Consider the following 18,801-nt stretch of genomic DNA (forward strand, 5'->3'; position numbering starts at 1 on the left):
GCGCCGGCTCGCGGCTCGGCATGTCCAGCGCACCAATGTCGCCGGTGAAGACGGCGGCGCGCAGATTGGTGCCGCCGAGATCGATGGCCAGAACCCGCGTCATCGGCCAGGCCCTTTGCCGAACGGCGGCGCGAACAGGCCGCTGCCGGCATTCCACGAATGCGACGCCGCCGCGAAGCCTTGTGCGTAACGCGTACCGCGCAGGCAGCCGCGCAGCCGGTAGAGCGCGCTGTAGTAATCGACATAGGGGAAGCTGCTGAGGCCCCGCGCCAGCTCGTATTCCTCGACCGCCTCGCTCCAGGCCTCGAAGCCATCGCTGACATCGACGAGATGCTCGGGCCGAAAACCGTCATCGTCCTCCCAGTTCTCGCCGAACAGGAGCAGTTGCGGCGTGTGCGCCGCGTGGTCGCTGGCAACGGTCGGCAGGGCGGCGTAGAAGATGCCGGTCTGCGTCAGATGCGCGGCGGCGCGATGGTCCTTGTGCCAGCTGCCGTGCCAATGGGTAATGACGATCTCTGGTTTGAGTTCGCGAATGATGTCGCATACTTCGAGCGCCGTCTCGTCGTCCGACGGCAGGAAGGCGTCGCGCAGGCCGAGGCTGCGTACCTTGACTCCGAGCCGCTCCGCCGCCCTGCCCGCTTCCTCTTCCTTCTGCACGCAATAGTGTGCGGGGATGAGACAGGGATGCCCCTGCTCGCCCATGGTCAGGTGCAGGAAGGTCACCGTGGCACCGCGCTTGACGGCGGCGGCGGCCAGCGGCCCGGCGATCACCTCGGCATCGAAGGCGTGCGCGCCGACAACCAGGATGGAGCTTGCGGCGTAAATCCTGTCCTCGATCATTTCATGCCTCCCCCGGCACCGACGCCTTCGCGAATCTGGCGGGCAAGCAGACAATACATGATCAGGATGGGCGCCATGGAGATCGCCAGCGAGGCGAACACCAGGCCCCAGTCGGTGCGGAATTGGCCGACGAAGACGCTGATCGCCAGCGGCACAGTCTTGTAGCGGTCGTCGAAAATGAAGATCAGCGGGAAGAAGAAGTCGTTCCACACGGCGATCGCCGTGAAGATGGCGACGATCGAGACCGCCGGCTTCACCATCGGCAGGATGATCTGGAACAGGATGCGGACCTCGCCGGCGCCGTCCATGCGCGCCGCCTCGTCGAGTTCGGAGGGCAGCACGCGCATGAAGTTGGCGAAGATGAAGACGGCGAAGGGAATGCGGATCGCCGAATAGACGAGGATCAGGCCCGTCAGGGAGTCCAACAGGCCGAGGTTGCGCATCAAGGTGAACAACTCGACAGAGGCCAATCTGATCGGCAGCATGATGCCCGACAGGAACAGGCCGAGCATGATGGCGTTCCAGCCGAGCTTGTAGCGGCTGAGCGGATAGGCAGCCATCGCCGAGACGACGATGGTGAGAATGACCGCGCCGGCGGTGACGATCAGGCTGTTGATGAAATTGTGGCCGAGATCGGCGCGCGTCCACGCCCGGACGAAATTGTCGAAAGCCCAGCTTTGCGGCAGGCCGAGCCGGTTGTCGTAGATTTCCGCAGTGGTCTTGAAGCAGGAGACGACGAGGATGTAGAGCGGCAGCAGAACCGCCGCTGTCCAAATGGCCAGCACGGTCCAGCCCGGCAGCCGCGCCAGTCTTGGCGGAAACGTCCTGTACGGGATCGCCGGCGCGCTCATAGCTGCACCGTGCGGCGATCGAAGAAGCGCAGCATCAGCAGCGTGCCGATGCTGAGGATCAGGAACAGCACGGTGCCCAAGGCCAGCGCCAGACCGATATCAGTGATACCGACAGCGCCCTCGGCGCCGAAGGCCAGCCGGTAGAAATAGGTCACCAGCGTGTCGGTCGAATAGCTCGGATTGCCCTGCACGCCTTGCATCACATAGACGATGTCGAACTGGTTGAAGGTGTTGATGAACGACAGCGTCGTCAGCGTGCCGAGCGCCGGCATCAAAAGCGGCAGCGCGACGGAAAACAGCATGCGCGCATTGCCGGCGCCGTCGAGCTTCGCCGCCTCGAATATCTGGCCGGAAATCTGCCGCAGGCCCGCCGTGTAGATCAGCACCGGCAGGCCCATCCAGTTCCAGGCGTCGACGGCGATCAGCATTCCAAGCGCGGTGTGGCTGTTGCCGAGCACGGTGAGGCTGCCCTGATGGAGGCCGAGCCCGTTCAGCGCCCATTCGCCGACGCCGCCCGGCGCCAGAAGCAGGCGCCACAGCGCCCCGACGATGACGGGGCTCAGAACCGCCGGAAAGAAAAACACCGACTGGAAGAAGGCCGCTCCCCTGTCGCGCAGGAACAGCAGCCAGGCGAACAAAAGGCCGATGCCATTCTGGAAGAGCATGATGCCGAAAAACCAGGCGGTGTTGTGCCACAGCGCGCCATAGAGCCGCGCACCGCTGGGAAAGACAAACAGGCGCGAAAAATTCGACAGGCCGGCGAATTCGACCATGCGCAGGCCCTTCCAGATGAAGAAGCTGCCCCACAGCGACATCGCCAGCGGATAGAGAACGAAGAGCGTGTAGACGGCCAGCGCCGGCAGGATGAAAAGCACGGCCATGCGCTGCTGCGTGCGTTTCAGGCTGCTTGGGCGGTGAAAATTGGTCATGCGTTGTTCTGTCCGGCGAGAGGCCGGCCGCGATGCGACCGGCCTGGCTCCTCACTGCTTCGGCTTGAACCAGGTGGCGACGGCGGCCTGCATATCGGCGGCCAGCTTCTCCGGCGCGATGTTGCCCTCGACCATGTCGATGATCTCCGACTGCAACACAGAGGACGCCGTCGGCGATTGCCAGCGGAAGCCGACCAGCGTCAGATATGGGGTCGAGTTCTTCGACATTTCCATCATCTGCGCCAGCACCGGATCCTTCACGGTGACGTCGGTGCGGGCCGGCGGCCAACCGAGCTCATCGGCGAACATCTGCGCGAATTCGGCCGAAGCCATGAAGCCCAGCACCTTGGTCGCGGCCTCCTTGTTTTGACTCTCGGAGACGAGACCATAGGAGCCGTCCGAGAAGGCCGACGTGTAGAGCTTTGCCCCGGCATCGTCGGCTGGGAACGGGAAGATCGAGAATTTCAGCTTGGGGTTCTGCGCCTTGAAGCTGCCGTTCTCAAAGGACCCACCGAGGAACATCGCCGCCTTGCCGCCGATGAACTGCTGTGTGGCCGTGGTGTAGTCGATGCCGGCGAAGCCGTCCGGGAAATAGGGCTTGAGCTCGGCGAAGCGCTTCAGCGCCGCGACATAGCGCGGATCGTCGAAGGTTGCCTTGCCGGTCATCATCTCGTCGTAGAAATCAGGGCCGTAGACGGTCGGGCCAATGACGCCGACGCCGATCTCCAGCTCCCAAGCGGAGCCATTGGCGCCGCCGGTTGCGATCGGGGTAATGCCGGCCGCCTTCAGCTTGCCGCAGGCGGCGACGAAATCCTTGTAGGTCTTGGGGATCTCGATGCCTTGCGCGGCAAAGATGTCCTGATTGTAGAACACGCCCATCATCGGCACCGAATAAGGCACGCCGTAGAGCTTGCCGTCGGCGCGGCCGCGCGCGCCGCCAAGGGCGGCATCCGGCATGTTCTTCAATTCCGGCACGCTGTCGTCGAGCGCGTCGAGATAGCCGGCATCGACGAAGGGCTGCAACTCGCCATAGGCCTTCAGCTGGGCGATATCGGGCCCGCGACCACCGCGCAGCGCGGTGCTCAGCCGGTTCTGGTAATCGGCGTCCGGCGTGAACTGAATGTCGACCTTGATGCCGGGGTTCTTGGCCTCGAAGGCATCGAAGATGCGACGCATCGCGGCCTCGTCCTCGGTGCGCCAACTCCACAGGGTCACCGTGCTGTCGGCCCACGCCGGCGGGATGATGAAGGTACCCGCGCAAGCGGCGGCAAGGCCGCCGATCAGCCCAAGCGCGGCGCGCCGGTGAATTGAAAGCTTGCTCATTGCCAGTTCTCCCGTTTTTTCCCTGTCCTTGGCGTCTCGCGGCGCTTCGATGCCGCAAGAGAGTCATTCGCTCGGCCCATGTCATTATAACGACATAGCGTTGTTCGCAAGAGGTGTCGTTTTCCATTCGGGCAGAACCGTCGAGCTCCCGATCCAACAAATCTGATTAACCAGCTGTTTTAAAACGGAACTTTCGAAACACAAGAAGATCCGCGCCGATTCCGCAAGCAGCTTTTTCGCAAACAGGGCCTTGCGCCTCTGCCTCATGTTGTCATAACGTCATCGTGATCGCTACGCTCAAATGGAGGATGAGGATGTCGTTTGCCTGGACGTCGAAACTGGCGCTGGCCGCAGGCCTTGCCATCCTGCCGGCCAGCGGCTGGGCACAATCGGCCAACATCTCTTACCTGACGCACTGGTCGCCCGAGACGGTGGCGCTGCTGGACGCGGCCGCCAAGGACTATGCCAAGAGCAATCCGGATGTCAGCGTCACCGTGCGCGCCGTTCCGTTTGGCGATCTCCTGACCACGCTTCGCTCCCAAGGCGGTAGCGCGGATGGCCCGACGATCGGCGGTATCTACGATCTCTGGCTGCCGGAACTCGCCCGCGACAAGCTCGTCGCGCCCGCCCCTGACGCGGTGGCGAGCGAAGTCAAGGGCGCCTGGCCGGCGGGCGTCGTCAGTGCCGCTTCGGTCGGCGGCAAGCTCTACGGAATTCCCAATGAAATCGACGTCTATGCGCTGAACTACAACAAGGCGCTGTTCAAGCAGGCGGGCATCGCCGCTCCACCAAAGACCTGGGACGAGTTCAAGGATGCGGCGAAGAAGCTGACCAACAAGGATGCCGGCCAGCAGGGCTTCGGCATGATCAATTCATGGGCGGCCGGTGTCGTCCATCCCTTCGCCTCGCTGCTGGTTTCCAATGGCGGCGAGCTGGTCAAGGACGGCAAGCCGGTGCTGGACAGCAAGCAGTCCGGCGAGACGTTCCAGCTCTATGAAGACCTCATCAAGTCCGGCGCCAGCGTGCCGGGCATGGCGACGGCCGACGCCAACACCACCGGGCCATTCCTCGACAATTTCGTCTCCGGCAAGACCGGCATGATCATCATGGCCAACTGGTGGGAGAGCGCGCTGAAGACCGGCATGGGCGACAAGTTCACCGACATCGCCACGGCACCTATCCCGGTCGGCCCGAGCGGCGACAAGCCACATTCGATCTCCTATTCCTGGATGACCGTGGTCAACGCCAATGCGGGCCAGGCCGAGCAGAAGGCGGCATGGGAATTCCTCGCCTGGCTCAACAATCCGAAATCCGGCAAGAGCGGCGCTTCGGCGATGTCCGATATCTTGATGTCGATGGGCATCTTGCCGTCGCGCACCTCCGACATCGAAGCGCACAAGGACAAGCTCGGCTCGGAATTCCTGTCCGGCTATGTCAGCGTGCTCGCCGATGCAAAACCCTTCCCGGTGGTGCCGGGCGGACAGGAATTCTCGGAATCCCTACAGCAGACGATCGAGGCGTTGCAGTATGGCCAGGTCTCGGCCAAGGATGCACGGGCGACGGCGCAGGCCGACGTCACTTCGATCCTGGAACGCGCCGCCAAGTAGTGATCAGAGCCAAGTAATGATCAGACCATAATGATCCAGAGGTACCGTGCCTCGGCGGGCATCATGCTTACGCCCGCCGTGACGCTGATCGGCATCTTCATCCTGTTGCCGATGCTGCTCACCGTCTGGCTGTCCTTCCAAGACTGGTCGACGCAGACGCCATTTTCCAGTGCGAGCTTCATCGGCCTCGACAATTTCCGCGAGATCTTCGGGCCGACGTCGGTCGGACGCGACTTCAAGGGGGCGCTGACCAACACCGCGATCTATACCGTACTTTCCGTCGTCCTGATCCTGCCGCTCTCTGTGACCTTCGGCCTGATGGTCAACCAGCACGATGTCGCCGGCGGCACGGCGCTGCGGACCGTGCTGTTCTCCACCTATATGGTTCCGATGATCGCGGTGGCGCTGGTCTGGTCGAAGCTCTATTCGCCGAGCCAAGGACCGCTCAACCAGATGCTTGGCCTGGTCGGTGTCGGACCACAGCCCTTCTTGTCGTCGCCGCGCTCGGCGCTGATCTCGATCGTCTTCCTCAACGTCTGGCAGCAGGTCGGTTATTTCACCGTGCTGGCGATCGCCGGCCTGACGCAGATCCCAGGCAGCCTCTATGAGGCGGCGAAGCTCGACGGCGCCAACCGCTTCGAACAATTCCGCTTCATCACCTTGCCGCTGATGCGGCGCACGCTTCTGTTCAGCGCCGTCATCGCCATCATCAACGCCGTGCAGGTGTTCGAGCCTGTGGCCCTGATCACGCAGGGCGGGCCAGTCGGCTCGACCAATGTCTTGACCTATCACATCCGCCGCGTCGGCATTGAACGCGCGCAGGGCGGGCTGGGCTCGGCCATGGCTGTCATGCTGATGCTGTCGCTGATCGTCGTCGTCTGCGCACTCTTCGCACTCGCCAACCGGAAGGATCAGGAATGAGCGCGGGATCGTCGAGCTGGTTTGCGCGCAGACGCCCTTCCGGCCGCAAGGCGCTGCTGGCGACACTGATGCTGCTCGTCGCCGTTGCATCCGCCTTCCCGCTGGTGTGGATGGTGCTGTCCAGCCTGAAAACCCCGGCCGAAAGCATGCAGGTGCCGCCGGTCTGGATCCCGCATACGCCGAGCCTCGATGCCTATGAAAAGGTTTCCGGCGTGGTCAATGTCGGCCGCTCGATGTGGAACTCCCTGGTTATCGCGTTGATCACCACGGCCGGCATCCTGGTCACCAGCATGATGGCCGGCTACGCCTTCGCCAAATACCACTTCCCTGGCCGCTCGCTTTTGTTTTCGGTGCTGATCGCCACAATGTTCCTGCCGCCGATCGTGACGCTGATCCCGCTCTACCGCCTCGTCGGCTCGATCGGCCTCAATGCCAGCCTCGCCGGCATCATCGTGCCCAACCTCGCCAACGCCTTCGGCATCTTCCTGATGCGCCAGTTCATTGCAGGCGTGCCCGACGATCTGATCGACGCCGCGCGCATGGACGGCGCCTCGGAGCTGCTGATCCTGTTCAAGATCGTGGCGCCGAGCGTGGCGCCGGCCATCGCGGCACTGGCACTCTTCGCCTTCGTCTATCACTGGAACAGCTATCTGTGGCCGCTGACCGTGCTGCAGGGCAATGCCGACGCCTATCCGATCGTCATCAGCCTGAGCCGGCTGTTGAGCTACAACCGGGGTGCTGTCAACACCGGACTGGTGATGGCCGGCGCGACACTGGCCGTGCTGCCGCCGCTCATCCTGTTCGTCTTCCTGCAGCGCTTCTTCGTCGATTCCATCGTCGGCTCGGCCATCAAGGGATAGAAGCATGATCCCGAAAAGTGGATATCCTTTTTCGGAAGAACAGGCCCTAACAGGGTAGGCCGACATAGTTTCCCGCCAACGTGATGATCGAACGCTCGCGCTATCGCTTGTGGCTTTCGGAGACATCATCCATGAGCGGGCTTTCCCTTGGGAAGCGAGGCGACAAAGTCGCGGATCAAGGCGGTGAGCGCTTCAGGTTGTTCGACGCAAGGAATATGTCCGGCGTCGCGGATGATCTCGAAACGCGCGCCGGGGATCAGGCCGGCCAGCGAGCGGACGAGATCGGGAGGCGTCGAGCCATCCTGGTCGCCGACGATGCAGAGCGTCGGCACGGCGATCCGGCGCGCCGCGTCGGCAAAGTCGGCATCGCGGACCGCCATGCAGGTTCCGATATAGCCGGGCAGTGCCTGTCTGATCAGCATGTTGCGGCAGCCGGCAAGATCGGCGGCGCGCGCGGCATGGAAATCCGGCGTGAACCACACTTTCATCACGCCATCGGCGATCGCCTCGATGCCGTCGCGCTCGATGGTCGCAATGCGGCTGTTCCAGCTCTCGGCAGTGCCGATCTTGTGGGCCGTATCGCTGAGGACCAGGGCGTGGACGATCTCGGGCCGGCGGGCGTAGAGGCGTTGCGCGACCATGCCGCCAACCGACAGGCCGACCAGGACAACCCCGTTGAAACCGAAATGGTCGATGAGGGCGCTCAGATCGTCGGCATGGTCGTCAATCGAGCGTACGCCGGTGCCATTGTCGGAAAGCCCGTGACCGCGCTTGTCATAGACGAGCAGAGGCATCTCGCCGGCCAGAAGCGCAACGACCTCGTCCCAGATGCGGAAGTCGGTGCCCAGCGAATTGATGAAGACCAGCGGTGGCGTCCTGCCGTTTGCCTCGACATAGCGGTGATGCAGCGTGATGCCGCCAAGGGTGACGAATGGCACGATTTCGATCCTCCATTTCCACATTGCACAAGGCATTTGGTTCGGCAAAATGATATTTTGCACCAACGGCATGACCGCGCCGGCCATCGAGATCGAGACGGTCTCGGAATCATTCGGCCGCGCCTTCATGCGGCAGAGCCATGCGGTGTGATCATTTCAGCCGGCGAGGTCGCCAACGAGATCGCGAGCGGCGGTCGGAGATGAAGCACGGATGCCATTTGGCGGCGTCATGGCTCCGGCTTCGTCTTGCGGCTGACAAGGAAGATCAAACCGCCAATGAGGGCGTGAAGCGAACGCTGGCGGATTGCCTTTGGCCGGGCGCCAGCACGATGCAGCCGGTGCTGACATCCTCGTGGTCCATACGGTTGAAGGCATCGGTGATGTTGCTGATCGGCTCGGCGCAAAAGAACGGCTCGCCGGGCGGGGTGTAGAGGACGAGGAAATCGAGCGGCGCCTCCGCCTCGATATCCAGCTGCCGTCCACGTTCGGGCCAAGAAATCCGGGCATGGCGCGCCCATCCGGTGAAGACCGTGTCGAAGTCCACTTCCGATACATCAAAGCCGATGGATGGATCGGCGCCTGCGGGCGGCGGGACATGCCGGATGGGCAGGACCTCCGTATCGGTTTCCCACATGCCCGATACCCGGGCCTGGACATGCGTCCACGGTGTCGCCGGAAAGTAGGGATGGAGGCCGAAGCCGACCGGCATCGGCGCGTCCGACAGGTTGCGCACCGCAATGGTCATGCAAAGCCTGCCGTCTGCCAGAGAGATCTTCTGCTCCGCTTCATAGCTCCATGGCCATGAATCGGCGGCGTGGCGATAGCGCAGGACGATCATGCTCGCTTCATGGGTCACGACCGTCCACGGGTGACGCCAGCCATGGCCGTGCTCATGATGTGGGTCGTCCGGACCCGTCGGGAGTTGAATGGGGCGCCCCGCGAATTCGAAGCGGCCACCCCTGATCCGGTTGGAATAGGGCACAAGCGGAAAGCAGGCCATGGCGCCGGCATCGCGACGGCTGATCGCCGCTGGATCGGCCGGACGTAGCCAATCCACGGCTGAACCATTTTGCCACCACCGATACGTCGCCAGCGATCCACCGGCTGCCGGAGCAATTTCGACCGTCGCGATGCCGTCAGTGATCGAGACCAGCTCCGTGCGTTGCGCGGCAACGGCTGCGGATTTCTTTGTCATCGGCACTACCCAATCCCTTGACTCCAACCGCCATGGCTATAAGACATATCATATGAATAGTATGAAGAATAGAAAATCATTCAGCACTGCGCGCACATCACGGGTTGCCATGGCGGTTTCCAGCGGTTCCACCGCGCTGCACGCGACGGTGGTCGAGCAGATCGGCTTGCGCATCGTGCAAGGCGATTTCCTGCCCGGCGAAGCCCTGCCGAATGCCGATGATTCCAGCGAGATGCTGGGGGTCAGCCGCACGGTGCTGCGCGAGGCGATCAAGGTGCTGGCCGGCAAGGGACTGGTGGAATCGCGGCCGAAGACCGGCACACGGGTGCGTCCGCGCGCGGACTGGAATTTCCTCGATCCCGACGTCCTGTCATGGCGCTATGCTGGCGGTGTCAGCGCCGACGATGTCCGGGCATTGTTCGAATTACGCCGCGCCATCGAGCCGATGTCGGCGGCCCTTGCCGCCCAGCGCGCCACGCCGGTGCAGGTCGCAGAGATCCATGCCGCGCTCACCGAAATGGAAGCAGTCAGCGACGACGGCGACCGCTTCGCCAAGCCTGACCTTCTGTTCCACCAGACCATTCTGCGCATGACCGGCAACGAGCTGATCGGCTCGCTGGCGGCGCTGGTCGAGACCGCATTGGTAATGAGCTTTCGCCTCTCCAACGACAATCCTGAGGGCCAGCGCCACTCCTTGCCGCTGCACCGGGAAGTGGCCGAGAAGATCGCCGCCGGCGACGCCGCGGGCGCGCAAAAGGCGCTGCTGGTGCTCATCGACAATGCCGAGGATGACGTGCGTCGCAGCGTCGAGAACCGCAACAAACGCCGCAACGATCGGGGCCTGCAATCGTGACCGAGACCAAACGCAAACTGCGGTCCGAAGCCTGGTTCGGCGGTGAAGGCAAGAACGCCTTCATGCATCGCAGCTGGATGAAGAACCAGGGCATCCCGGCAGATGCTTTCGACGGCCGCCCGGTGATCGGCATCTGCAACACCTGGTCGGAACTGACCCCCTGCAATGCCCACCTGCGGGCGCTGGCCGATCACGTCAAGCGTGGTGTCTATGAAGCCGGCGGCCTGCCGCTGGAATTCCCCGTGATGTCGCTGGGCGAAAGCAACATGCGCCCCACCGCCATGCTGTTCCGCAACCTGGCCAGCATGGATGTCGAGGAATCCATCCGTGGCAATCCGATTGACGGCGTCATCCTGCTGGTCGGCTGCGACAAGACCACGCCGGCGCTGCTGATGGGGGCTGCCTCGTGCAATCTGCCGACCATCGCCGTCTCTGGTGGGCCGATGCTCAACGGCAAGTTCCGCGGACAGGATATCGGCTCGGGGACGCATGTCTGGAAATTCGCCGAGGAGGTCAAGGCCGGCCGCATGCCGATCTCCGACTTCCTCGCGGCCGAGCAGGGCCAGAGCCGGTCGGCGGGCAGCTGCATGACGATGGGCACGGCCTCGACGATGGCCAGCATGGTGGAGGCGCTCGGCATCGGCATGCCGGACAATGCCGCGATCCCGGCGGTTGATTCGCGCCGTGGCGTGCTCGCGCAACTGGCCGGACGGCAGATCGTCGACCTCGTCCACCGGGACGTGACGATTTCGCAGATCTTGACCAGGGAGGCCTTCGAAAACGCCATCCGCGTCAACGGCGCGATCGGCGGCTCGACCAATGCGGTGCTGCATCTGATCGCCATCGCCAACCGGGTCGGTGTCGATCTCGGCCTCGATGACTGGGACCGCCTTGGCCGCGACGTTCCGACCATCGTCGACCTGATGCCGTCGGGCCGGTTCCTGATGGAAGATTTCTACTATGCCGGGGGGCTAGCTGCGGTCATGGCGTCGCTTGATGAAGTGGGGCTTCTTCATCGCGACGCCATGACCGTCAGCGCCAAGACCATCGGTGAACTGATCGATGGCGCGCCAAACTACAACCGTGAAGTCATCCGGCCGCTGAGCGAGCCGCTGACCAGGGAGGGAGGCATCTCGATCCTGCGTGGCAATCTGGCGCCCAATGGGGCGGTCATCAAGCCGTCGGCGGCAACGCCCGAGCTGATGCAGCATCGCGGCAAGGCCGTCGTCTTCGAGAACATCGAGCATTACTACGCCCGCATCGACGATCCGGAGCTGGATATCGATGCGTCCTCGGTGATGGTGCTTAAGAATTGCGGACCGCGCGGTTATCCCGGGATGGCCGAGGTCGGCAACATGCCGCTGCCGGCCAAGCTGCTCAGGGAAGGCGTCTCCGACATGGTGCGCATTTCGGACGCGCGCATGAGCGGCACGGCTTATGGCACGGTGGTGCTGCATGTGGCGCCCGAGGCGGCGGCAGGCGGCACGCTGGCGCTGGTGCGCGACGGCGATCTCATCGAGCTCGATGTTGCCGGCCGCCGGTTGGAGCTGCTGGTCTCGGATGAGGAACTGGCGATCCGCCGCCGCGACTGGAAGCCCCCGGCCCCGCCGCAGGGTGGCTACCAGAGCCTCTATGTCGAGCGCGTGCTGCAGGCCGACAAGGGCTGCGACTTCGACTTTCTCGTCGGTCGGCGCGACGCCGGCATCCCCCGGCATTCCCATTAGAGAGGCGCGTGATGACGGATCAGATCGGCAGCTACGCGACCTACCCCAGCCTCAAGGGCCGCAGCGTGTTCATAACCGGGGGCGGCAGCGGCATCGGCGAGAGCCTGGTGCGCCATTTCTGCGCTCAAGGCAGCCGCGTCGCCTTCGTCGACCTGGCACAGGAGCCTTCACGACGCCTGGTCGATGCGATCGCGGCCGAAGGACATCCCGCCCCACTGTTCATTCCCTGCGACCTGCGCAATGTCGAAGAGCTGCAGGCCGCCACCGCGCAGGCGGCGCGGCACAACGGCCCGATCCAGGCGCTGTGCAACAATGCCGGCAATGACGACCGCCATCAGACCAAGGATGTGACTGTGGCCTATTGGGATGACCGCATGGCGGTCAATCTGCGCCATCAGTTCTTCGCGGCCCAGGCGGTGCGTCCGCAGATGAGCGCGCATGGCGGCGGCTCGATCATCAATTTCGGCTCCATCACCTGGATGGTCGGCGATCCCGATTGTCCGGCCTATGTCACCGCGAAAGCCGCTGTCTACGGTATGACGCGGGCGCTGGCCCGCGAACTCGGCCCCGAGCGCATCCGCGTCAATTGCATGGTGCCTGGCTGGGTCATGACAGAGCGCCAGATGCGGCTGTGGCTGAACCCGGCCGGCGAACGCCAGATCGCGGAGCGGCAGTGCCTGCCCGACCGGCTGCAGCCTTCCGATATTGCGCGCATGGCGCTGTTCCTTGCCGCCGACGACAGCCGCATGTGCACGAGCCAGCAGTTCATCGTCGATGCGGGCTGGGTGTGACCGGTACAGCCTCAAGGGAAGAAGGGTATTTCATGCGTCTGGTTCAGTACACAACGATCGATGGCGGCAGGCGGGTCGGCCGCGTCTCCGATGACGGCGATCGCCTGCATCCGCTCGACAAGACCAGCACCGTTCTGGAACTCGCCGAAGCGGCGATCGCCGAGGGCGCGTCCATCGCGTCGCTGGTCGAGAAGCGGACAAATGCGGCCACGGTCGACTATGGCGAACTGCTGCGCGAAGGTCGCGTGCTCGCTCCCGTCGACCATCCGGAACCGGCGCGGTTCCTGGTCACCGGCACCGGCCTGACCCACACCGGAAGTGCCGCCGCGCGCGACAAGATGCATGTGCTGACCCACGGCGAGGACGCCGAGGAATCGGACTCGCTGAAGATCTTCCGCATGGGCCTGGAGGGCGGCAAGCCCGGTGCCGGCAAGATCGGGATCCAGCCCGAATGGTTCTTCAAGGGTGTCGGCACCTGTGTCGTGCCACCCGGCGCCGATCTGCCGATGCCCGCATTCGCGAAAGCTGGCGCAGAAGAGGCCGAGATCGTCGGGCTCTACCTCAATGGGCCGGACGGCCGCCCCTACCGCATCGGCTACGCGCTGGGTAATGAATATTCCGACCATGTGACGGAGGCCGAGAACTACCTCTATCTCGCCCACTCGAAACTCCGCTCCTGCTCGATCGGTCCGGAGCTTTTGATCGGCGACCTGCCCGAAGAAGTGCGCGGCCATTCCCGCATTCTGCGCGACGGCACTGTTATCTGGGAACAGGAGTTCCTGTCCGGTGAGGCGCACATGTCGCACTCGATCGCCAATCTCGAACATTTCCATTTCCGCTACCCGATGCACCGCAGGGCGGGCGACCTGCACGCCTATTTCTTCGGTGCCGCGGTGATGAGCTACGCCTCCGGTATCAAGACGGCTTCCGGCGACGAATATGAAATCCAGGCACAGGCATTCGGCAAGCCGCTGCGCAACCGGATGGTGTCGGTGCCGGACGAGGGACTGGTCACCGTCACCCGGTTGTGACGGCGACAGCCCCGGAAATTACGGTCCACCAGAACGACAATGGGAGATTAAAAATGGGACTGAAGAAAGCATTTCTGAGACTAGCGACCATCGGGCTCGGCATCGGCCTGATGACATCGGCGGCGCTGGCCGCGAACCTGCGCGTGCTGGCCTGGGACGGCTATGCCGACCCGGACTGGGTGAAGGACTTCACTGCCGCCACCGGCATCGGCGTCGATGTCGTCTTCATCGGCAGCGATGACGAGATCTGGGCCAAGATCAAGGGTAGCGAAGGGCAGGACTTCGACGTCTTCGCCGTCAACACCGCCCAGTTGCAGCGCTACATCAAAGCCGATCTGGTATCGCCGATCGACATCACCAAGCTGGCGAACCAGAAGGACGTGCTGCCGCGCTTCCGCGATCTGTCCCAGGTCAGCGGCGACACCAAGGACGGCAAGGTCTATGGCATCCCGTTCTGCTTCGATTCCATCGGGCTGATCTACGACACCGACAAGGTCAAGCCGGCGCCGACCTCGATGTCGGTCCTGTGGGATCCGGCCTACAAGGGCAAGATCCTCGCCTATGACAATGGCGAGCACAATTTCTCGTTCACCGCGCTGACGCTCGGCTACAAGGATCCGTTCAACCTCAATGAGGAGCAGATGGCGGCGGTCAAGGCCAAGCTGGTCGAACTCAAGCGCAATGTGCTGAGCTTCTACACCACCGCCGACGAGGCCCAGCAGATCTACCAGAACAATGACGTTGCGCTGATCTGGGCCAATTACGGCCAGCAGCAGGTCAAGGCGCTGCAGAAGATCGGCGCTCATGTCGCCTACGTCAATCCGAGCGAAGGGGCGCTTGCCTGGCTCGACAATTGGGTGATCTCCAAGGGCGTCCGCGACAATGCGGCGGCCGAGAAGTGGATCGACTTCATGCTGAGCAAGAAGATCGGCGGCGAGCTTTCCGAGCGTACCGGGTTCGGCAACACCGTGGTCGAGTCGAGCAGCGCCGGCGGCAACGACAAGCTGGTCTGGCTCAACAATGTCGAGGACCCGCTCAAGCGTTCGGACATGTGGAACGAGGTCAAGGCGACACCCTGATCGCTTCCGCACCTGACCTCGAAGGACCCGGCGGTCCGGACGTTCCGGACCGCCGAAGCGTATGCGAGAATAATCCATGAGCCAGAACACCGACCTCTTGACGCTGCGGTCCGTCTCGAAATCCTACGGCACGGTTCCCGTGCTGCACGACATCGACCTGTCGATCCGGGACGGTGAGTTCCTCACCGTTCTTGGACCGTCAGGCTCGGGCAAGACCACGGTCCTGCGGCTGATCGGCGGGCTGGAGCCGTTGAGCTCGGGCGAGATCCAGCTGGACGGTCAGGACATCAGCCGCATGCCGATCAACCGGCGGCCGTTCAACACCGTGTTCCAGGACTATGCGCTGTTCCCGCACATGACGGTCTCCGGCAATGTCGGCTATGGGCTTTCGGTGCGCCATCTCAAGCGCAAGGAGATCGCGCGCCGTGTCGGAGAAGCCCTCGAACTGGTACAGCTCGGCCGCTTCGCCGAGCGCTTCCCGGCGCAGCTTTCGGGCGGGCAGCGCCAGCGCGTCGCGCTGGCCCGGGCGCTGATCTGCCAGCCGCGCCTGATCCTGCTCGACGAACCGCTCGCGGCACTCGATCTCGAATTGCGCCGGCAGATGCAGGAATTCCTGAAATCCATCCAGCGCGAGATCAAGACCACCTTCCTGTTCGTCACTCATGACCAGGAGGAAGCGATCGGCATGGCAGATCGGATCTGCGTCATGCAAGCCGGCCATATCCGTCAGCTCGGCACGCCGCACGAACTCTACTACAAGCCGAATTGCGAATTCGTGGCGCGCTTCTTCGGTGAGAACAATCTGGTGGCCGGAAAGCTCGGTCCCGTGCAGGGCGAGCAACGTCCGATCGAGACGGCCCTTGGACGCCTGGTCTGCTCGATCGGCGACCAGCCGCATCTGAAGGCCGCCCCCGACGGCGCCAACGCCTTCGCGGCGTTCCGTCCTGAAGCCTTGCGTCTTGCGGATGCCAATGATGGCGACAACCGCTTTTCCGGCAGCATCGCCGAGCTGGCCTTTGCCGGCTCGTCGACGGTCGCCACGATCATGGCGGGAGCGGAAAATGCCGCGCAACGCCTGCGGTTGCGCATGCCGAGCCGGATCGACGGCAGCGCGCTCAAGTCAGGCGAGACGGTCTCGCTCTGCTTTGCGCCGCATGAAGGCCATCTGGTGCTGGCATGAGCGGAGCCGGCTCGACACTCTCCGCGGAAAGGCGCTTGTCGCAGCTGGTCACAGTGCTGGCCTTCGCCCTGCCGGTGATCTTCGTCCTCGTGCCGCTGGCGATCTTCCTGGTCTACAGCTTCTTCAGCGTCGACCAGGGCACGATCGTCTACGCGCCGACGCTCGGCAACTATGTCAGGTTCTTCACCGACCCCATCTTTCTGCCGGTGTTCTGGAACACCATCGTGCTGTGCGTGTCGGTGGCGGTGATCTGCATCCTGCTCGCCTATCCCGCGGCCTATTTCCTGACGACGCTGAAGGGACGGTGGCGCTATGCCTTGCTGATGCTGCTGCTGGTGCCACTGCTGATGAGCTACGTCATCAAGATCTACGCAATCCGCAGCATCCTCGGCCTCAACGGCTTCCTCAACAAGGCGCTGGTGGCGCTCGGCATCCTGGATCAACCGTCGACGCTTTTCGTCTTCAACATGAACGCCATCCTTTTGACGCTGAGCCTGCTTTTGATCCCGTTCGCCATCCTGCCGATCTTCCTGTCGCTGGAGCGGATCCCGCAGACCTTGCTGCGTGCCTCGGACGACCTTGGCGCGAGCGGCCTGCAGACGTTCCTGCGCATTACCTTGCCCCTCAGCCTGCCCGGCGTCGCCTCGGCGGCGAGCTTCGTCTTCGTGCTGGCGATCGGCGATTTCCTGACGCCGCAGATGGTCGGCGGGATCAGCGGCTTCACCTTCGGCCGCATCCTCTACAGCCAGTTCGGCACGGCCTATAACTGGCCGTTCGGCGCGGCGCTGTCGGTGGCGCTTGCGATCGTGGTGATCGCCGCCATTCTCATGGGCGAACGGTTCGGACGCAGCCGGGGGACGTCGGTATGAGTGCGCTACCCCGGCCGTCCACCATCTTCCTGGCCGCGATCACGACGCTGGTCGCGGTGCTGCTCTACAGCCCGCTTTTCGTGCCGATCGTATCGTCGTTCTTCACCATTTCACATGGCAATGTCGACTGGTCGTCGCCCACCCTTTCGACCTATGTGGCGCTGGCGGGGAACCATGACATCCTGGCCGCCCTGCGCACCACGTTGATCGTCGGCGTCTGTACCGTCGTGCTGTCGGTGGTCAGTGGAACGCTGCTGGCGCTCTACTATCACGGCCGCCGCTCGGGACGTTCGGTTCTGCAGTTCATCGTCTTCCTGCCATTCCTGATGCCACCGATCATCAGCGGCCTGGCGCTGCTGATCTTCTTCCGCGAGATCGGCCTCGAGCGCTCGCTGCTGACGGTCGTCATCGGCCACACGGTCTTCGTGCTGGCGATCGTCTATCGCACCGTGCTGATGCGGCTGCAGTCGATGAGCTGCACGCTCGTCGAAGCATCCTACGATCTCGGCGCCAGCGGCTGGCAGACCTTCTGGCGCATCATCCTGCCGAACCTGTCGAGCGCCATGGTCGGCGGCGCCATCCTGGCCTTCGCGCTGTCGTTCGACGAAACCATGATCACCATCCTGGTCACCGGCACGCAAAGCACGCTGCCGGTCAGGCTGTGGGCGATGATGCGGCTTGGCTTCTCGCCCGACATCAACGCGCTGGTGGCGCTGATCCTGATGTTCACCGTGCTGCTCTGCGTGCTCGCCGCCCGCTTTCTCATTCCCAAGCCGATGGCGACGGAACGGAACTGAGGTTTAAGCCAACGGGTTGAGGTCGAAGACTCGTCCTGGATTGAGAATGTTGTTCGGATCGAGCGCGGCCTTCAGCCGCCGCATCGTGGCGATCTCGGCGTCGCTGCGCACCAGATGCAGCCACTGCTTCTTGTCGAGGCCGATGCCGTGCTCGGCCGACACGCCGCCTCCGGCCGCCGCCACGCCGCGATAGATGATACCGTAGGCCGCCGCCGGATCCACCGTCAGGACCTGATAGTGCAGGTTGCCGTCGCCGAGATGGCCGAAGACATAGATGTCGGCGCCGGGATCGACGGCATGAATGGCGGCATCGGCTTCCTGCAGGAAGGTTGCCATGCGCGCCAGCGGGATGCTGATGTCGACGCCGATCAGGCCTTTCATCGAAAACAGGACGCGGTTGGCATCCTCGCGCACATCCCACAGCGCGCGGAATTCGCGCGGTGACTGCGAGACGACCACATCGTCGACGACGCCGTCCTCGACCGCCTGCATCAGAACCTCGGCGAAGCGCTCGCCGTCGCGTTCGGGCTCGCTGCCCTGGATTTCGGCCAGCACATAGACGGGTGAGCCGGGAGGCAACGGCGCCGGCATGGCCATGCTGGCGACCATGACGTCATAGAGCGGCGCGAAGTTGACCTCATAGGCCGATAACAACGGGCCGAGCTTTTGCCGGAGCAGCGCAAGCAAGGCGATCGCCGCATCGAGCGAAGGCAGCGCGCAGAAGGCGTTCACTTCGGAAGCAGGCTTCGGATGCAGTTTGAGCGCGGCGCGGGTGACGACGCCGAGCGTCCCCTCCGCGCCGATGAAGAGCTGGCCGAGGTCGTAGCCGGAATTGTCCTTGGGCAAGCCTTTGAGCGACGTCAGAACGCTGCCGTCGGCAAGCACCGTTTCCAGTCCCAGCACCTGTGCGCGGTACATGCCGTAGCGCAGCACGCGGATGCCGCCGGCATTGGTGGCGATGTTGCCGCCGACCGTGGCCGAGCCGCGCGCGCCGATATCGACGCCGAACATCA

General features: G+C 63.6%; 18 protein-coding genes. 11 read left to right on the forward strand and 7 right to left on the reverse strand.

Annotated elements, in window-relative coordinates; translation table 11 throughout:
• Nucleotides 1-99: 99 nt before the first annotated feature.
• Genes O7A61_RS23975 through O7A61_RS23990 form a run of 4 tightly spaced genes read right to left on the reverse strand, consistent with a single transcriptional unit; the run spans nucleotide 100 to nucleotide 3,943 of the window.
• Nucleotides 100-840, reverse strand: coding sequence for a PIG-L deacetylase family protein (locus O7A61_RS23975; protein ID WP_027145069.1), 741 nt, complete (start codon nucleotides 838-840; stop codon nucleotides 100-102).
• Nucleotides 837-1,691, reverse strand: a complete 855-nt coding sequence (locus tag O7A61_RS23980) for a carbohydrate ABC transporter permease (RefSeq protein WP_337131906.1) — start codon at nucleotides 1,689-1,691, stop codon at nucleotides 837-839. Before O7A61_RS23980 ends, O7A61_RS23975 begins: the two co-directional genes overlap by 4 nt.
• Nucleotides 1,688-2,620: a carbohydrate ABC transporter permease gene (locus O7A61_RS23985; protein ID WP_337131907.1), complete on the reverse strand. Its 933-nt coding sequence runs from the start codon at nucleotides 2,618-2,620 to the stop codon at nucleotides 1,688-1,690. Before O7A61_RS23985 ends, O7A61_RS23980 begins: the two co-directional genes overlap by 4 nt.
• Before the next feature lie 51 nt (nucleotides 2,621-2,671).
• The gene (locus tag O7A61_RS23990) at nucleotides 2,672-3,943 is read right to left on the reverse strand and encodes an extracellular solute-binding protein (RefSeq protein WP_337131908.1); all 1,272 of its coding nucleotides are present in this window, start codon (nucleotides 3,941-3,943) and stop codon (nucleotides 2,672-2,674) included.
• A gap of 314 nt (nucleotides 3,944-4,257) precedes the next feature.
• Between O7A61_RS23990 and O7A61_RS23995 the strand changes: the two genes are divergently transcribed.
• The 3 genes from O7A61_RS23995 to O7A61_RS24005 are packed head-to-tail and all read left to right on the forward strand — an operon-like array spanning nucleotide 4,258 to nucleotide 7,331.
• The gene (locus tag O7A61_RS23995) at nucleotides 4,258-5,550 is read left to right on the forward strand and encodes an ABC transporter substrate-binding protein (protein ID WP_337131909.1); all 1,293 of its coding nucleotides are present in this window, start codon (nucleotides 4,258-4,260) and stop codon (nucleotides 5,548-5,550) included.
• 30 nt (nucleotides 5,551-5,580) lie between these two features.
• Entirely contained in the window at nucleotides 5,581-6,471 is an 891-nt protein-coding gene (locus O7A61_RS24000; protein ID WP_337131910.1) for a carbohydrate ABC transporter permease, read from the forward strand.
• Nucleotides 6,468-7,331, forward strand: a complete 864-nt coding sequence (locus tag O7A61_RS24005) for a carbohydrate ABC transporter permease (protein ID WP_027145075.1) — start codon at nucleotides 6,468-6,470, stop codon at nucleotides 7,329-7,331. The genes O7A61_RS24000 and O7A61_RS24005 overlap by 4 nt, the downstream gene beginning before the upstream one ends.
• 125 nt (nucleotides 7,332-7,456) lie before the next feature.
• Here the strand turns inward: O7A61_RS24005 and pcaD are convergent, their stop codons facing one another.
• A complete protein-coding gene (gene pcaD / locus O7A61_RS24010; protein ID WP_337131911.1) occupies nucleotides 7,457-8,269 on the reverse strand; it encodes a 3-oxoadipate enol-lactonase in 813 nt (270 codons plus the stop codon).
• A gap of 265 nt (nucleotides 8,270-8,534) precedes the next feature.
• Entirely contained in the window at nucleotides 8,535-9,464 is a 930-nt protein-coding gene (locus O7A61_RS24015) for an aldose 1-epimerase (protein ID WP_337131912.1), read from the reverse strand.
• A gap of 109 nt (nucleotides 9,465-9,573) precedes the next feature.
• Between O7A61_RS24015 and O7A61_RS24020 the strand changes: the two genes are divergently transcribed.
• The 8 genes from O7A61_RS24020 to O7A61_RS24055 all read left to right on the forward strand — a co-directional run bounded on the left by O7A61_RS24020 (nucleotide 9,574) and on the right by O7A61_RS24055 (nucleotide 17,788).
• On the forward strand, nucleotides 9,574-10,317 hold the full coding sequence (locus O7A61_RS24020; RefSeq protein WP_084636787.1) for a FadR/GntR family transcriptional regulator: 744 nt from the start codon (nucleotides 9,574-9,576) through the stop codon (nucleotides 10,315-10,317).
• Nucleotides 10,314-12,041: an IlvD/Edd family dehydratase gene (locus O7A61_RS24025; protein ID WP_337131913.1), complete on the forward strand. Its 1,728-nt coding sequence runs from the start codon at nucleotides 10,314-10,316 to the stop codon at nucleotides 12,039-12,041. Before O7A61_RS24020 ends, O7A61_RS24025 begins: the two co-directional genes overlap by 4 nt.
• 11 nt (nucleotides 12,042-12,052) lie before the next feature.
• A complete protein-coding gene (locus O7A61_RS24030; protein ID WP_337131914.1) occupies nucleotides 12,053-12,832 on the forward strand; it encodes an SDR family NAD(P)-dependent oxidoreductase in 780 nt (259 codons plus the stop codon).
• Nucleotides 12,833-12,864: 32 nt separating this feature from the next.
• Nucleotides 12,865-13,863 carry an AraD1 family protein gene (araD1, locus tag O7A61_RS24035; RefSeq protein WP_337131915.1) on the forward strand — a complete coding sequence of 333 codons (999 nt, stop codon included), beginning with the start codon at nucleotides 12,865-12,867 and terminating at the stop codon, nucleotides 13,861-13,863.
• A gap of 53 nt (nucleotides 13,864-13,916) precedes the next feature.
• The gene (locus tag O7A61_RS24040; protein ID WP_337106647.1) at nucleotides 13,917-14,942 is read left to right on the forward strand and encodes an ABC transporter substrate-binding protein; all 1,026 of its coding nucleotides are present in this window, start codon (nucleotides 13,917-13,919) and stop codon (nucleotides 14,940-14,942) included.
• A 76-nt stretch (nucleotides 14,943-15,018) separates the two neighbouring features.
• On the forward strand, nucleotides 15,019-16,122 hold the full coding sequence (locus O7A61_RS24045; RefSeq protein ID WP_337131916.1) for an ABC transporter ATP-binding protein: 1,104 nt from the start codon (nucleotides 15,019-15,021) through the stop codon (nucleotides 16,120-16,122).
• 35 nt (nucleotides 16,123-16,157) lie between these two features.
• Complete coding sequence (locus O7A61_RS24050; protein WP_337106649.1) at nucleotides 16,158-16,991, forward strand: ABC transporter permease; 834 nt, start codon at nucleotides 16,158-16,160, stop codon at nucleotides 16,989-16,991.
• Complete coding sequence (locus O7A61_RS24055) at nucleotides 16,988-17,788, forward strand: ABC transporter permease (protein ID WP_337131917.1); 801 nt, start codon at nucleotides 16,988-16,990, stop codon at nucleotides 17,786-17,788. Before O7A61_RS24050 ends, O7A61_RS24055 begins: the two co-directional genes overlap by 4 nt.
• Before the next feature lie 3 nt (nucleotides 17,789-17,791).
• Here the strand turns inward: O7A61_RS24055 and O7A61_RS24060 are convergent.
• Nucleotides 17,792-18,801 (reverse strand): FAD-binding oxidoreductase (locus O7A61_RS24060; RefSeq protein WP_337131918.1); only part of this gene is annotated, 1,010 nt, incomplete at its 5' end.

It is taken from the genome of Mesorhizobium sp. Cs1321R2N1 (genome assembly GCF_037179725.1).
GTDB lineage: Bacteria > Pseudomonadota > Alphaproteobacteria > Rhizobiales > Rhizobiaceae > Mesorhizobium > Mesorhizobium salmacidum.